Source organism: Sulfitobacter indolifex (assembly GCF_022788655.1).
Lineage (GTDB): Bacteria > Pseudomonadota > Alphaproteobacteria > Rhodobacterales > Rhodobacteraceae > Sulfitobacter > Sulfitobacter indolifex.
Window position 1 is genome coordinate 3,070,052 of record NZ_CP084951.1, and the last position, 13,665, is coordinate 3,083,716.

Consider the following 13,665-nt stretch of genomic DNA (forward strand, 5'->3'; position numbering starts at 1 on the left):
AGGGGGCCGCTAAAACAGGTAGAGCACGAGCCAATCCGCCTTCAGTGCGGGCCGCTCCGCGCCCTCGACCTCAACCGTGGCCGCGAAACGGGCCATCAGATCGCCGCGCCCTCGCGTCTGTGCCTCGGCCAATGTGAACCGCCCGCGGATACGCTTGCCTGAATGCACAGGCGCTATGAACCGCACGCTGTCGAACCCATAGTTGATCGACGCCTTCGCCCCCGCCATCACCGGCAGCGCGCCATAGGCCATGCCCGACATCATCGACAGGGTCAGCATCCCATGCGCCACGGTGCCGCCGAAATCGGTTTCTGCGGCGCGGACGAGATCGACATGGATGAACTGATGATCCTCGGTCACATCGGCAAAAGCGTCGATCCGCGCCTGATCCATCATAAACCACGGCGAAACACCCAGCTCACGGCCCACGGCGGCTTCCATCTCTGCCCGGTCAATCTCGTTGCGCATCACTGCCTCCTGCCCGCGCCACCCTAGCCACGATCCCCCGCCCGGCGAAAGCCCTTGCGTCCGGCGGGCCAACTTACATGCTGGATGAAACCAAAGCGGAGACATCATGAACACCCCAATCCTTGCCCTTATCATCGTGGCCGTCGCAGGGGCCGCCGTGGCTTTGCAGACGCCGATCAACGCCGCCTTGGGCCGCAACATCGGCAGCGGTGTGGCTGCGGCGGCGGTATCTTTTGGCGTGGGCTTTGCGATACTCTTGGCGGTGCTGCTGATACGCGGCGAGCTGGGTGCGTTGCCACGTGCGTTTTCCGCGCCGCCGGTCTTGCTGTTGGGTGGGGTGCTCGGGGCATTCTACGTCTGGTCGGTGCTCTGGGCGATCCCGACGCTGGGGGCGCTTACGGTGATCTCGGCGCTGATCCTCGGCCAACTCAGCGCAGCACTGGTCATTGATGCGACGGGGCTTTTAGGCCTAACGGTGCAGGCCATCACCCCCACCCGCATCGCCGCCGCCGCGCTGGTGGCGGCGGGGCTTGTTTTATCGCGGTTCTGAGCGTCAGATCGCGGTTTTGCGCATCTCTTCGAGATAGATTTCGCGCAGACGCGGGGCAAGCTTACCTGGCGTGCCGCTGCCAACCTTGGCGCCGTCAATCTCAACCACAGGCGTCACGAAGGCGCTGGCCGAGGTCACAAACGCCTCATCCGCCTGCTGCGCCTCTTCGATGGTAAAGTTACGCTCTTCCACCTGCATCTGCGCCTCACGGGCCAGTTCCAGCACCGCCTTGCGGGTGATGCCGTGCAGGATATCGCTGGAGGTTTCGCGCGTGACGATCTTGCCGTCTTTCACGATATAGGCGTTGTTCGATGTGCCCTCGGTGACGAAACCATCCTCAACCATCCAAGCATCTTCAACACCGGCCTTCTTGGCCATCATCTTGCCCATCGACGGGTAAAGCAGTTGCACCGTTTTAATGTCACGGCGGCCCCAGCGGATGTCCTCAATGCTGATCACGCGGATGCCGTCACGCGCGGCCGGATTGTCGGCCAGCCCTGGCTTCGACTGGGTGAACAGCACCAGCGAAGGCGCGGTGGTTTCGGGATCAGGGAAGGCAAAATCGCGGTCGCCATCCGACCCGCGCGTAACCTGAAGATAGATCAGCCCGTCTTTGATGTCGTTCAGGCGCACCAATTCGCGGTGGATTTCCAACAGCTCTTCGGTGGTGGCAGGCGCGCGCATGTCGAGCTCGTTCATCGAACGGGTCAGGCGTTCGGCATGGCCGTCGAAAGCGATCAGCTTGCCATCCAGCACGCTCGTCACCTCATAGACCCCATCGGCCATCAGAAACCCCCGGTCAAAGATCGAGATCTTGGCCTGATCCTCGGGTAGGTATTCGCCGTTTACATAGACAGTTCTCATGGTCACCCCCAGAGCGCGGCCACGGGGGGATGCACGCCCGCGCCGTCAAATTTCAATGCATTCTCGCGGTCTTCGGCCAGAAGCAGCGGGCCGTCAAGATCAACCACCTTTGCGCCTTGGGCCACCAGCGTCGCGGGGGCCATGGCCAGCGACGATCCGACCATACAGCCGACCATCACGTCGAACCCTTCGGCAAGTGCTGCATCACGCAGCGCCAGCGCTTCGGTCAACCCGCCGGTCTTGTCGAGCTTGATGTTCACCACATCGTATTTGCCCTTGAGGCCCGGCAGGCTGGCGCGGTCATGACAGCTTTCGTCGGCGCAGACGGGCACGGGCCGGTCCATGCCCAACAGCGCGTCGTCTTCACCTGCGGGCAGAGGTTGTTCAACCAGCGCCACACCAAGACGCACCAGATGCGGCGCAAGATCGGCGTAGACCTCGGCCGACCAGCCCTCATTGGCGTCGATGATGATCGTGGCCTCCGGCGCACCCGCGCGTACGGCTTCAAGGCGCGGCATGTCATCGGGCGTGCCGAGTTTGATCTTGAGCAGGGGCCGGTGGCTGTGCTTCGCCGCCTGCGCGCGCATTGCCTCGGGCGCGTCCAGTGACAGGGTATAGGCCGTGACCTCCGGCCCCGGCGCGGTCAACCCGGCCAGCTCCCACACGCGTTTGCCCGCACGTTTGGCCTCCAGATCCCACAGCGCGCAGTCCACTGCATTACGGGCAGCACCCGCCGGCAGCAGATCATAGAGCGCTTGCCGCGTGATATCGCCGGGCAGGCCATTAATCTCTGCAGTGACCGATTCGAGGGTTTCGTCATAGCGGGCGTAGGGCACGCATTCGCCCCAGCCGGTCACGCCGCCATCGGTGATGCGGACGGTCAGCACTTTAGCCTCGGTCCGCGAGCCACGACTGATGGTAAAGACCTGCGCCAGTTTGAATGTATCTGCGATAACGTCGATCTGCATGGTCACAGCGCCGCCAGCGCATCCGCCAACCGTGCCGCCCCTTGGCGGAACGGATCAACGGCGGGCAGGCCCAGACGCTCTTCGACCTCTGCCAGATAGGCATCCGCCTCGGCTTCGGACATGTGGTAAGTGTTGACCGAGATGCCAACGACTTTGCAGGCGGGGTTAGCCACCTGCGCCAGCGTCAGGGCCACATCACGCACGGCTTCCATGCTCGGCAGGCTGTATTCCGGCAGGCCGCGCATATGGGTCCGTGTCGGCTCATGGCAGAGGATCAGCGCATCGGGTTGGCCGCCGTGGATCAGGGCCATGGTCACCCCAGAATAAGAAACATGGAACAGGCTGCCCTGCCCTTCGATGATGTCCCAATGGTCATCATCGTTGTCGGGCGTGAGATATTCCACCGACCCGGCCATGAAATCGGCAATCACCGCATCCAACGGCACGCCTTCGCCGGTGATTAGAATGCCGGTCTGGCCCGTGGCGCGGAAAGTGCTCTTCATGCCCTTTTCGCGCATCGCCTCATCCAATGCCAAGGCCGTGTACATCTTGCCGACCGAGCAATCGGTGCCCACGGCCAAGACCCGCTTGCCGCTGCGTTTTTTGCCGTCTGCGATCGGATACTCGACGCTGGGCACGCGCACATCATGCAGGGTGGTGCCATTGGCTACGGCAGCTGAGACCAGATCAGCTTCGTTGCGCAAAAGGTTGTGCAGGCCGGACGCAATGTCGAAACCCATGTTCAACGCCTCGATCAGCACCTCTTTCCATGCCGCGCTGATTTTGCCGCCCCGGTTCGCGACACCAATGACCAAAGTCTCTGCCCCGGCCTCACGCGCCTCGGCCAAGGTCATGTCTTGCAGTCCGAGATCAGCTTTGCAGCCGTCCATACGGAACTGACCCACGGCATTGTCGGGGCGCCAATCTTTAATGCCTTGGGCAACCTTGGCGGACAGGGCATCAGGCGCGTCGCCTAAAAACAGCATATAAGGGGTTTTGATCATGGCAAGCCTCCGGCATTGATTTGTCCGCATATTGCGCGCGAGAATACGCAAGTGCGTGGCGTTGTCGACGTGATAGCGCAATTTTGCGCTGCAATTCCGGCAAATTACCGTTCACCGCGCAAAAATCGTGCGTCACGCTTTACCGGCTGCAAATCGGCCGAAATGCTGCAAGTGCGAAATCCCCTTGCGATTGGCGGCGCAATTTCATACCAGAATGGCGAACCCTAATGAAACATTATTACCCATAGGTGCCCCATGAGCTTTCGCATTCAGCCTGCCGCCCCTGCCCGTCCGAACCGCTGCCAATTGTTTGGCCCCGGTTCCCGCCCGGCGATCTTTGAGAAAATGGCAGCCTCAGATGCGGATGTTATCAACCTTGACCTTGAGGACAGCGTCGCGCCGTCGGACAAAGACAGCGCCCGGGAAAATATCATCAAGGCGATCTCGGAGATCGATTGGGGCAACAAGACGCTATCGGTGCGGATCAATGGGCTGGATACCCCCTATTGGTATCGTGATGTGGTTGATCTGCTGGAACAGGCGGGGCCGCGCCTCGATCAGATCATGATCCCCAAAGTTGGCTGCGCGGCGGATGTCTATGCTGTTGACGCGCTCGCGACTGCGGTGGAAACCGCCATGGGCCGCGAGAAGAAGATTAGCTTTGAGGTGATCATCGAATCCGCCGCCGGCATTGCTCATGTGGAAGAGATCGCCGCGTCCTCGCCGCGTTTGCAGGCGATGTCGCTGGGGGCCGCCGATTTCGCGGCGTCGATGGGCATGCAGACCACCGGCATCGGCGGCACGCAAGAAAATTACTATATGCAGCGCGGCGATCAAAAACATTGGTCTGACCCGTGGCACTGGGCGCAGGCCGCTATTGTTGCCGCTTGCCGCACCCATGGCGTGCTGCCCGTCGACGGCCCATTTGGCGACTTCTCGGATGATGAAGGTTTCCGCGCCCAAGCGCGGCGTTCGGCGACACTGGGCATGGTGGGAAAATGGGCGATTCATCCCAAGCAGATCGCATTGAGCAACGAGGTGTTCACACCCTCGGAAGAAGCCGTGGCCGAAGCGCGCGAGATTCTGGCTGCGATGGAAGAAGCCAAGGCGAAGGGCGAAGGGGCCACTGTCTATAAGGGGCGCTTGGTGGATATCGCCAGCATCAAGCAGGCTGAGGTTGTGGTGCGGCAGTCGGAGATGATCGCCGGGAGCTAAGCGCTTGTCGAAGACCGCCGGGGGCGCTGCCCCCGGACCCCCGCGGGTATTTGAGAAAGGATGAAGAGGTAAGGGCGTGGGCCTGCCTGCCTTTCAAACCCGCGTTGCAAACCGGCGCGTTGCGCTCCATATAACAGGGCAACAAGCCGGAGCATGCAATGACCCAATATCTGGATTTCGAAAAACCGCTGGCCGAGATTGAAGGCAAGGCGGAAGAGTTGCGGGCGCTGGCCCGGTCCAACGAAGAGATGGACATCACCGACGAGGCCCGCGCGCTGGACAAAAAAGCCGCGGGGATGCTCGAAGACCTTTATGGGTCGCTGACGCCTTGGCGCAAATGCCAAGTGGCGCGTCACCCTGAGCGGCCTCATTGCAGAGATTACATCGAAGCGCTGTTTACCGAGTTCACGCCGTTGGCCGGGGACCGCAACTTTGCTGATGACCACGCTGTCATGGGCGGGCTTGCGCGGTTCAACGACACGCCGGTCATGGTCATCGGCCATGAGAAGGGCAATGACACCAAAAGCCGGATCGAACGCAACTTTGGCATGGCCCGGCCTGAGGGTTATCGCAAAGCGGTGCGTTTGATGGAATTGGCGGATAAGTTTAACCTACCCGTTGTCACCATTGTCGACACGCCGGGCGCTTATCCTGGCAAAGGTGCAGAAGAACGCGGTCAGTCTGAGGCGATTGCCCGCTCGACCGAGAAATGCTTGCAAATCGGTGTGCCGTTGATCAGCGTGATCGTCGGCGAAGGCGGCTCTGGCGGGGCGGTGGCTTTTGCCACGGCGAACCGCGTCGCGATGTTGGAGCATTCGGTTTATTCGGTCATCACGCCTGAGGGCTGTGCGTCGATCCTGTGGAAAGACAGCGAGAAGATGCGCGAGGCCGCTGAACAGATGCGTTTGACGGCGGATGAGCTTAAGACATTGGGTGTGATTGACCGGATCATTCCAGAGCCCATGGGCGGTGCGCATCGTCATGCCGAAGAGTCGATCAAGGCAGTGGGCAAGTCGATCGAAGCCATGCTCAAGGAACTAGACGGCAAAGACGGCAAGACCTTGATCAAAGACCGCCGGACCAAGTTCCTTGAGATGGGGCGCAAAGGGCTGGCGGCCTAGGCCAGCCGCCGCCGAAAACGCGGATCAGGCGTGATTTGATCGAAACCGGCGGCGCGGTAGAACCCCTGCGCGCGCCGGTTCTTTGTATCTGTGGCGACTGTCATATAGCTGCAGCCCCGCGCTTTCGCGTGCTCTAGCGCGGCCTCCACCAGTGCTTTGCCGATGCCGCGCCCACGCGCAGTGTCGCAGACAAAGAGATGGTGCAGGTCCATCCCCCTTGCGCCGAATTGCAACTGCATTTGAGGGCAGAGCGCGGCATAGCCACGCAGCCCGGTCGCGCCTTCGGCTACTAAGAGGGTCAGCCAGGGTGTGGGGTCAAGGCAGTCACGTTCCAGCGCGGCCAGCGTGAGTGTGGCGGTGTCACCGTGGTAGGCGGCCAGCGCATGGGCCAGATCGAGCACCATTGGCAGGTCGGATTTTTGAACGGGGCGAATTGGGGGCATGTCGTCTCTTTCTGTGATTGCCACAGGGAGACAAGCAAAGCCGCGCTGTGGCGGCTTGTGGATATGGGTATAGGTGCCGCGCCGGTTAGGAGCGGGGATAATAGACTGTTGTGAGGCAGGTCTTTTCCATGAAACCTAGGTGCCCCCCTGCCGCGCAGCTGTCAAGCGCCGCATATGTGAGCCGGTGTGATTTGCATGCGGCCCCAATGCACCCGATATTTATAGTACAGGGCGTCTGCGACACCCCTGTGCCGCCAGATGCCCTTGTTGGTCACATCAGAAGGGAGTCTGTCATGTATAAACGTATTCTCAGCGCCGCCCTGCTCTTTGGCATGGCCTGCACCGGGCCACCGGCCTGGGCTCAGGCTCTGGCCTGCGCCCCGCGCGCGGGGCTCGTCACGAAATTGGAAGCCGACTATGGCGAGACCCTCTCGGCGCGGGGGCTTCAGAATCCGAACGCGTTGCTCGAGGTCTTTGCCTCTCAGGAAAGTGGTAGCTTTACCGTGCTGATAAGCCGGCCCGATGGCATAAGTTGCATTCTATCGACCGGTACGCATTGGATGGTCGAGCCTGTCGTGCCGCCGAAAAAGGGCGCGGCGAGTTGAGCATGGGCTGGCTGTCAGCTGGCCAGCATCCGCAGCCCTTGGGTTACATCTGAGCGCACCGCCAATCGCAGCCCCGGCTCATCACCGGCGCGCAGGGCGGCGATGATCAACCGATGGAAATGCGGCGGCTCGGTCCGCCGCAAGCGACCATAGAGCGCGCGCATGGTGGGGCCCATTTGCAGCCATACGGTTTCGGCCATGGCGAGCATGGCAGGCGCTTGGGCGCGCAGGTACAACGTGCGGTGAAATTCCAGATTGGTGCGGATGTAGCTGACCGCATCGCGGTGGGCCACGGCCTCGGCGATATTGGTATTGATCGTCTGCATCCGCTCGATCAGCGCCATATGGGCGCGCGGCAGGGCACGCGAGGCCAGTTCGACCTCTAGCAGCGCCCTGAGTGCTGCCAATTCCTCGATCCGCTCGTTGCTGAGTTCGGGCGTCGAGATGCGCCCCGAGGCCGACATCGTCAGCGCGCCTTCTGCCGCCAACCGACGCACCGCTTCGCGGGCGGGCGTCATCGAGACCTCATACTCCTTACCGATGCCGCGCAGGGTCAGTGCATGACCGGGCGGTAGATCGCCATGCATGATCTGGGCGCGCAGGCGGCGGTAGACACGATCATGGGCCAGCGGGGTGGCCTCGACAGGGCGGGGGCTTAGGTTCATGATGCGCTTGTGATCACAAAATCACCACCCGTCAAGCGCGGCATTTTGCTGCCCAGTACACGATCACCCGTTGTCCCGGACCCTGTGGCAATTTATCGGAGAACAAATCGCCAAAGGAGACGCGCCTTGACCAAACGAAACTTCATCCGTCATGTTGTCTTTTTCTCAGCCAAAGACCCCAAAGACATTCCAACGATCGTGGCTGGGCTTTGGAAACTGGCCGATATCCCCCATTCGACGACTTTCGAGATCTGCGAAAATACCCGAGTCGATGCGCTGTCGGGTGATGTGGATGTGGTGGTCTATGCCGAATTCCCCGATGCCGAGGCCTTGGCCGCCTATAAGGCCCATCCGATCTATCAAGAATCCATCGATATCGTGCGGCCCCTACGCGACATGCGCGTGCCTGCGGACTTTTAGGGCCGGGCATGGCTGGTCCTGGCGTCCTCTTTGACACTGGCCCGCTGGGGGGTGGCACGGGTTTTCGCGCGCCACAGCGGATCATCAGTGCCGAGACCCCTGCAGAGGTGCCAGCGGCCTTTGCCGCGCTCGAAACGGCGCTGGCAGAGGGCGCGTGGCTGGCGGGCTATGCAAGCTATGAGTTGGGCTATCTCGGGTCGGTCAAACTGCGTGATTTGATGCCTGCGGAGCGCGGGATGCCCTTGTTGCGCTTCGGGGTGTTTGATGGGCCGAAGCCGCACACCTTTCAGGATGACGTGTTTCAGGATGAAGTGGGCGCGGCCGGCCTGTCTGCCCTGACCCCGGATTGGGACTTTGCCCAATACGAGGCCGCTTTTGCGCAGGTGCAGGATTTCATCACTGCCGGGGATATCTATCAGGCCAATCTGACCTTTGGGATGGAGGGGCGTTTTACCGGCACGCCCACCGCCCTTTATGCCCGGCTGCGCCAGCGCCAGCAGGTTGAGCATGGTGCCTTTGTTGATCTTGGGGGGCCGGTGTTGCTGTCACGCTCGCCCGAGTTATTCTTTGCGCTGACTGCTGATGGCCACCTGACCGCGCGTCCGATGAAGGGCACCGCACGGCGGGGGCGGGACGCTTTTGAGGACGCCAAGCTGCGCGCCGACCTCGCCGCTTCGGAAAAGAACATGGCCGAGAACCTGATGATCGTCGATCTGCTGCGCAACGACATCAGCCGGATTGCGGAAGTGGGCAGCGTCGAGGTGCCGAAGCTGTTCGAGATCGAGACCTATGAGACCCTGCATCAGATGACCTCGCGCATTACGGCACAGGTTTTGCCAGAGACGCGCCTGACGGACATCTTCAACGCCCTCTTCCCCTGCGGCTCCATCACCGGTGCGCCCAAAATTCGCGCCATGCAGATCTTGCGCGCGTTAGAACCCGCCCCACGCGATGCCTATTGCGGCGCTGTTGGCTGGGTCGCGCCCTCAGGGGCGATGCAGTTCAACGTAGCGATCCGCACAGCGACCTGTCATGCCGATGGGCGGCTGCGGCTGAATGTCGGTGGCGGCGTGGTGCATGACAGCACAGCCGAGGATGAATATGCCGAAGCGCTGCTGAAAGCACGCTTTGCGACCCTGCCCTAGAACCGATAGCGGTGCAGCGCGCCGCCATTGTCGCGCAGCCATTGCCGGGGGGCCTGATAGTCCCCGTAAATCCGCGTGACCTCGGCCCAGAACGCCGGCGAGTGGTTCATCTGCGCCAAATGCGCGACCTCGTGGGCGGCAACGTAGTCCAGCACCTCAGGCGGCGTCATAATCAGCCGCCAAGAAAACATCAGCCCGCCGTCACTGGTGCATGATCCCCAGCGTGACCGCGTGTCGCGCAGGGTGATGCGGCTGTAGGACCTTCCCAGCAGGGCGGCATAGTCGTCACAGGCGCCAGCCAACCGATCCCGCGCCACTTCGCGCAGATGCGCCGCAAGACGTTTGCCAATGCTGTCGTCCGGACCGGGCACGAGAATCTCTTCGGGACCGATCCGCACGCCGCGCCCCTGCCCGCCGCGCACCTTAAGAACCTTACCGCCCACAGGCAGCTCAGCCCCCGGTGCGACAATCACGTCTTCGCCCCGCGCGGCAAGGTGTTGGCGAATCCAGTCTTGCTTGGCCTCGGCAAAGGCCAGCGCCTCACGCTCGGCCAAGCGTTTGGGCATGGTCAGCGTCACCCGTCCATCCAATTGCGAAATGCGTAAAGAGATGCGCCGGGCACGGGCCGAACGGCGCAAGATCAACGGAATCGGCGGGTTGCCGGGCAGCACAGGGTCTTTCATTACCGGAGCAACGTCCCTAGATAGTGGCCAAAGCCTTTGACAGTGCCCCCCTCATATGGCACTTGGCCGGAATCATCTACACGCAACAGCAATATTATAAAGGGGTGTTTCATGCCCAATGAAGAATGGGGAACCAAGCGCCTGTGCCCCACGACGGGCAAGCGCTTCTATGACCTCAACAAGAATCCGATCATCAGCCCCTACACGGGCGAAGAGGTCGCGGTCGACAATTCCAAGTCGCGCATGATCGCGGCGGATGCCGAGGATGCGGTCACAGCCAAAGCCAAGAAAGGCGATAAGGCAGACGACGATTCCCTCGTTGATGACGACGATACAGTTGATGTGGATCTGGATGATGATCTGCTGGACGACGACGATGATGACGAGGATACGGTTCCCCTCGACGATATCGCCGATGTCGCGTCAGACGACGACGATTAATTAATCGACGGCGGGGTCAATTTTCTGCTTGATCCCGCCTTCGGCAGCGCCTAGTTAGCGGCGCATAACGACCCGGATCACACGATCCACGATGGGGCCTTAGCTCAGCTGGGAGAGCGCCTGCATGGCATGCAGGAGGTCAGCGGTTCGATCCCGCTAGGCTCCACCAAGCCTTTTGCAAAGCAAAAGGCGTCGCGCGGCAGTCGCTTCGAAGAAGCGATGAGAGCGCAGCGCAACAATCCATACAAACGATACGACGTTATCTCGCAACTGCAAACAATGCTTTGCGATCGGAACCTCAGGGCCACTACCTGCCTGCGCGTCGGCTATCCGACACTGCCTCTTGCCACTATGCCGCGCTCATGATGTGCATCGCCTAGAGCACACCAACCCTGACTAGATCACCAACCCGTCCGAGCGAGCAGGCGATGCCCCCGCGCGCCGCACGCTCACTAGCAGACACGCTCAGAACACCGCCCGTCGGATCAGGTTCAGCCCCGCCACCATCAGCACCAGCAGCGTCATCTTGCGAAACAGCACGGGGTCCACTCGGTCCATCACCTTGCTGCCCAGCCAGACACCCACGAGCACTGGCAGGATCAACAGCGCCGAAAACGGCCAAGTTTCGGCATTCAACACACCCGACCCGATATGCGCGGCCAAGAGCGCGACCGCACCCAGCCCGTAGATAACGCCTTGGATCCGCATCTGGTCGTGTTTCTCGGTCCCGAGGGCGGTCAGGTAGGCCACTGTAGGCGGCCCCCAGATGCCGGAAATGCCGCCGATAGCCCCGGCAAATCCACCCACCAGCGCCTCAACCTTCAGCGACTGCTGGGCGAGGCGAAATTTATACTTCGACAGTTGCAGCAGCGCGAACAGCACCACCGGGATCCCAATCATCAACAACATGACGGTCGCTGGCACCAACCGTACCAGTTGCGCTGACAACACCAACATCACGCCGCCACAAATCAGAAATACCCAGAACAGACGGATCGACCGCAGCGCCGCTTGCGGTCCCTGCCGGAGCGCTTGAAAGGCATTTGCCAGAACCGTCGGCAGAATCAGCCCGGCCAGTGCCAACTCCGGCGCCATGAAGGTCGTGAGACCGGAAATCAGCACCAGAGGCAGCGCGAACCCGACGACCCCTTTGACAAAGCCACCGCAGAGGCCGATCGCAAGTGCAGCATAAAATTCTAACGGCGTAAGAAAGGGGAAAAGACTGTTCATACCGCTACATAGCAGCCTGCTTGGCAACCGCACGCCGAAAATGGCCGCGCAACATTAGAACAAAATGCTGCAGAAAAACGTATCTTTGTTGTGCTGCAGCTGCGAAGGGTCTATGTCTTCTCCAAGCACGAAAGGACAGCCCATGGCACATGACGGTCAGGATATGACGATGCATAGCGTAATTCTCGATAATCTGACCGGGCTGACCGGCGCAGCACTGGCGCCGCTCGACCGGTTGCTAGAGCAGGCTACCGCCGCCGTCCGCACGCAGGTCAGCGAGGGTGACCGCGTTTCGGCCAAGCTGATCGAGGCCAATCAAACAGCAGCCCATGGGCTCGCGTGGCTTGCCACCTATGTGCAGGCGCTGCGGCAGATGCAGCTTTGGGCCGAACGCCTGCAAAGCGACGGCCGTTTTGGCGAGGTCGAAGAGCTGCTGCATCAAATCGCCTTTGGTGAATACCTCTGCCAGATCCGGGGCGGGATCCAGATGAACCAGGGCGAGATGCTGCGCCTGCAAGATTTGGGATTGAGCGCCGAAGATGAAACCGTGCTTAATGATCCAGCGATCACAACCCTGACCCGCAGCGGCAACACGCAGGCCGCGCGCAGCCGCTTGGTTGAACTCATGCAGGAGCGCAGCGCCGATGTAACCTTTGGCGCTAGCGGCCTCGACGAAGAGCTTGAGATGATCCGCGACCAGTTCCGCCGCTACGCGGTCGAAAAGGTCGAACCCTACGCCCATGACTGGCACCTTAAGGATGAGTTGATCCCTATTGAAGTGATCGAAGAACTCGCCGAAATGGGTGTCTTTGGTCTTACCATTCCCGAAGAATTCGGCGGGCTGGGCCTGACCAAGGCGTCGATGTGCGTGGTCAGCGAGGAACTTTCGCGTGGCTATATCGGTGTTGGCTCGCTTGGCACCCGCTCGGAAATCGCGGCGGAACTGATCCTCTGCGGCGGCACCGACGCGCAGAAAGAGAAATGGCTGCCCCGGATCGCCAGCGCCGAAACCCTGCCCACGGCGGTCTTTACCGAACCGAACACCGGGTCCGACCTTGGCAGCCTGCGCACCCGCGCGGTGAAGGACGGCGACGACTATAAGGTGACCGGCAACAAAACATGGATCACCCATGCCGCCCGCACCCATGTGATGACCCTGCTGGCGCGCACCGATTCCGAGACCACAGACCACCGCGGCCTGTCGATGTTTTTGGCCGAAAAGACACCCGGCGATGATGCCAACCCCTTCCCCACCCCCGGCATGACTGGCGGGGAGATTGAGGTGCTCGGCTACCGCGGGATGAAGGAATACGAACTGGCGTTCGATGGCTTTGAGGTTAAGGGCGAGAACCTTCTGGGCGGCGAAGAGGGGCGCGGATTCAAACAACTGATGGAAACCTTTGAATCGGCTCGCATCCAAACCGCTGCGCGTGCCATTGGTGTAGCGCAATCGGCGCTCGATATCTCGATGCAATACGCCCAAGACCGCAAGCAATTCGGCAAATCGCTGATCGACTTCCCCCGCGTGTCGGGCAAGCTGGCGATGATGGCGGTAGAACTGATGATCGCGCGGCAGTTGACCTATTACAGCGCTTTCGAAAAGGACGCTGGCCGTCGCTGCGATGTCGAGGCAGGCATGGCCAAACTGCTCGGCGCGCGGGTCGCTTGGGCGGCAGCGGACAACGGCTTGCAGATCCACGGCGGCAACGGGTTCGCACTGGAATACAAGATCAGCCGAGTGCTTTGTGACGCGCGGATTCTCAACATCTTTGAGGGTGCGGCGGAAATCCAAGCGCAGGTTATCGCGCGGCGGCTGCTGGGCTAACGCGCCGGGGTTGCAAGC

At 61.2% G+C, this 13,665-nt stretch carries 16 protein-coding genes and 1 tRNA gene; 9 read left to right on the forward strand and 8 right to left on the reverse strand.

Annotated features, from left to right (window positions below):
* Positions 1-9: 9 nt before the first annotated feature.
* A complete protein-coding gene (locus DSM14862_RS15035; RefSeq protein WP_007118130.1) occupies positions 10-468 on the reverse strand; it encodes a MaoC family dehydratase in 459 nt (152 codons plus the stop codon).
* A gap of 106 nt (positions 469-574) precedes the next feature.
* On the opposite strand from DSM14862_RS15035, the gene DSM14862_RS15040 reads away from it, so the two are divergent.
* Positions 575-1,018, forward strand: a complete 444-nt coding sequence (locus tag DSM14862_RS15040; RefSeq protein ID WP_007118131.1) for a DMT family transporter — start codon at positions 575-577, stop codon at positions 1,016-1,018.
* A 3-nt stretch (positions 1,019-1,021) separates the two neighbouring features.
* Here DSM14862_RS15040 and DSM14862_RS15045 read toward each other — a convergent pair whose 3' ends face one another.
* From DSM14862_RS15045 to dgcN, 3 genes are read right to left on the reverse strand one after another with little or no spacing between them, the layout of a single operon-like run.
* Positions 1,022-1,882: a D-amino-acid transaminase gene (locus DSM14862_RS15045; protein ID WP_007118132.1), complete on the reverse strand. Its 861-nt coding sequence runs from the start codon at positions 1,880-1,882 to the stop codon at positions 1,022-1,024.
* A gap of 2 nt (positions 1,883-1,884) precedes the next feature.
* Positions 1,885-2,850 carry an N-acetyl-D-Glu racemase DgcA gene (dgcA, locus tag DSM14862_RS15050; protein WP_007118133.1) on the reverse strand — a complete coding sequence of 322 codons (966 nt, stop codon included), beginning with the start codon at positions 2,848-2,850 and terminating at the stop codon, positions 1,885-1,887.
* 2 nt (positions 2,851-2,852) lie between these two features.
* Entirely contained in the window at positions 2,853-3,854 is a 1,002-nt protein-coding gene (gene dgcN, locus DSM14862_RS15055; RefSeq protein WP_007118134.1) for an N-acetyltransferase DgcN, read from the reverse strand.
* A 255-nt stretch (positions 3,855-4,109) separates the two neighbouring features.
* Between dgcN and DSM14862_RS15060 the strand changes: the two genes are divergently transcribed.
* Complete coding sequence (locus DSM14862_RS15060) at positions 4,110-5,069, forward strand: L-malyl-CoA/beta-methylmalyl-CoA lyase (RefSeq protein WP_007118136.1); 960 nt, start codon at positions 4,110-4,112, stop codon at positions 5,067-5,069.
* 158 nt (positions 5,070-5,227) lie between these two features.
* Entirely contained in the window at positions 5,228-6,190 is a 963-nt protein-coding gene (locus DSM14862_RS15065; protein ID WP_007118137.1) for an acetyl-CoA carboxylase carboxyltransferase subunit alpha, read from the forward strand.
* On the opposite strand, the gene DSM14862_RS15070 is transcribed toward DSM14862_RS15065, so the two are convergent.
* Positions 6,187-6,633, reverse strand: coding sequence for a GNAT family N-acetyltransferase (locus DSM14862_RS15070; protein ID WP_050770319.1), 447 nt, complete (start codon positions 6,631-6,633; stop codon positions 6,187-6,189). The genes DSM14862_RS15065 and DSM14862_RS15070 overlap by 4 nt on opposite strands.
* Positions 6,634-6,926: 293 nt before the next feature.
* On the opposite strand from DSM14862_RS15070, the gene DSM14862_RS15075 reads away from it, so the two are divergent.
* Positions 6,927-7,238, forward strand: a complete 312-nt coding sequence (locus tag DSM14862_RS15075; protein ID WP_007118139.1) for a hypothetical protein — start codon at positions 6,927-6,929, stop codon at positions 7,236-7,238.
* A gap of 14 nt (positions 7,239-7,252) precedes the next feature.
* Here the strand turns inward: DSM14862_RS15075 and DSM14862_RS15080 are convergent, their stop codons facing one another.
* The gene (locus tag DSM14862_RS15080; protein WP_007118140.1) at positions 7,253-7,903 is read right to left on the reverse strand and encodes a GntR family transcriptional regulator; all 651 of its coding nucleotides are present in this window, start codon (positions 7,901-7,903) and stop codon (positions 7,253-7,255) included.
* A gap of 126 nt (positions 7,904-8,029) precedes the next feature.
* On the opposite strand from DSM14862_RS15080, the gene DSM14862_RS15085 reads away from it, so the two are divergent.
* Positions 8,030-8,323, forward strand: coding sequence for a Dabb family protein (locus DSM14862_RS15085; protein ID WP_007118141.1), 294 nt, complete (start codon positions 8,030-8,032; stop codon positions 8,321-8,323).
* An 8-nt stretch (positions 8,324-8,331) separates the two neighbouring features.
* Positions 8,332-9,468 carry an aminodeoxychorismate synthase component I gene (locus DSM14862_RS15090; protein WP_007118142.1) on the forward strand — a complete coding sequence of 379 codons (1,137 nt, stop codon included), beginning with the start codon at positions 8,332-8,334 and terminating at the stop codon, positions 9,466-9,468.
* Here the strand turns inward: DSM14862_RS15090 and DSM14862_RS15095 are convergent.
* A complete protein-coding gene (locus DSM14862_RS15095) occupies positions 9,465-10,151 on the reverse strand; it encodes a M48 family metallopeptidase (RefSeq protein ID WP_007118143.1) in 687 nt (228 codons plus the stop codon). The two genes, DSM14862_RS15090 and DSM14862_RS15095, sit on opposite strands and share 4 nt — an antisense overlap.
* A 111-nt stretch (positions 10,152-10,262) precedes the next feature.
* Here DSM14862_RS15095 and DSM14862_RS15100 point away from each other — a divergent pair, with 111 nt between their 5' ends.
* Together DSM14862_RS15100 and DSM14862_RS15105 are read left to right on the forward strand one after the other, a co-directional pair.
* Positions 10,263-10,592, forward strand: a complete 330-nt coding sequence (locus tag DSM14862_RS15100) for a TIGR02300 family protein (RefSeq protein WP_007118144.1) — start codon at positions 10,263-10,265, stop codon at positions 10,590-10,592.
* Positions 10,593-10,685: 93 nt separating this feature from the next.
* Positions 10,686-10,761, forward strand: a tRNA-Ala gene (locus DSM14862_RS15105).
* Positions 10,762-11,057: 296 nt separating this feature from the next.
* On the opposite strand, the gene DSM14862_RS15110 is transcribed toward DSM14862_RS15105, so the two are convergent.
* Positions 11,058-11,822 (reverse strand): sulfite exporter TauE/SafE family protein, encoded by a 765-nt coding sequence (locus tag DSM14862_RS15110; RefSeq protein ID WP_007118145.1) that lies wholly within the window; start codon positions 11,820-11,822, stop codon positions 11,058-11,060.
* 142 nt (positions 11,823-11,964) lie between these two features.
* Between DSM14862_RS15110 and DSM14862_RS15115 the strand changes: the two genes are divergently transcribed.
* Positions 11,965-13,647 carry an acyl-CoA dehydrogenase family protein gene (locus DSM14862_RS15115; protein WP_007118146.1) on the forward strand — a complete coding sequence of 561 codons (1,683 nt, stop codon included), beginning with the start codon at positions 11,965-11,967 and terminating at the stop codon, positions 13,645-13,647.
* Positions 13,648-13,665 lie beyond the last annotated feature (18 nt).

Coding starts and splice junctions, on each gene's coding strand:
- DSM14862_RS15035 (WP_007118130.1), bottom strand. CDS start 468: ATGCGCAACGAGATTGACCGGGCAGAGATGGAAGCCGCCGTGGGCCGT.
- DSM14862_RS15040 (WP_007118131.1), top strand. CDS start 575: ATGAACACCCCAATCCTTGCCCTTATCATCGTGGCCGTCGCAGGGGCC.
- DSM14862_RS15045 (WP_007118132.1), bottom strand. CDS start 1,882: ATGAGAACTGTCTATGTAAACGGCGAATACCTACCCGAGGATCAGGCC.
- dgcA (WP_007118133.1), bottom strand. CDS start 2,850: ATGCAGATCGACGTTATCGCAGATACATTCAAACTGGCGCAGGTCTTT.
- dgcN (WP_007118134.1), bottom strand. CDS start 3,854: ATGATCAAAACCCCTTATATGCTGTTTTTAGGCGACGCGCCTGATGCC.
- DSM14862_RS15060 (WP_007118136.1), top strand. CDS start 4,110: ATGAGCTTTCGCATTCAGCCTGCCGCCCCTGCCCGTCCGAACCGCTGC.
- DSM14862_RS15065 (WP_007118137.1), top strand. CDS start 5,228: ATGACCCAATATCTGGATTTCGAAAAACCGCTGGCCGAGATTGAAGGC.
- DSM14862_RS15070 (WP_050770319.1), bottom strand. CDS start 6,633: ATGCCCCCAATTCGCCCCGTTCAAAAATCCGACCTGCCAATGGTGCTC.
- DSM14862_RS15075 (WP_007118139.1), top strand. CDS start 6,927: ATGTATAAACGTATTCTCAGCGCCGCCCTGCTCTTTGGCATGGCCTGC.
- DSM14862_RS15080 (WP_007118140.1), bottom strand. CDS start 7,903: ATGAACCTAAGCCCCCGCCCTGTCGAGGCCACCCCGCTGGCCCATGAT.
- DSM14862_RS15090 (WP_007118142.1), top strand. CDS start 8,332: ATGGCTGGTCCTGGCGTCCTCTTTGACACTGGCCCGCTGGGGGGTGGC.
- DSM14862_RS15095 (WP_007118143.1), bottom strand. CDS start 10,151: ATGAAAGACCCTGTGCTGCCCGGCAACCCGCCGATTCCGTTGATCTTG.
- DSM14862_RS15100 (WP_007118144.1), top strand. CDS start 10,263: ATGCCCAATGAAGAATGGGGAACCAAGCGCCTGTGCCCCACGACGGGC.
- DSM14862_RS15110 (WP_007118145.1), bottom strand. CDS start 11,822: ATGAACAGTCTTTTCCCCTTTCTTACGCCGTTAGAATTTTATGCTGCA.
- DSM14862_RS15115 (WP_007118146.1), top strand. CDS start 11,965: ATGGCACATGACGGTCAGGATATGACGATGCATAGCGTAATTCTCGAT.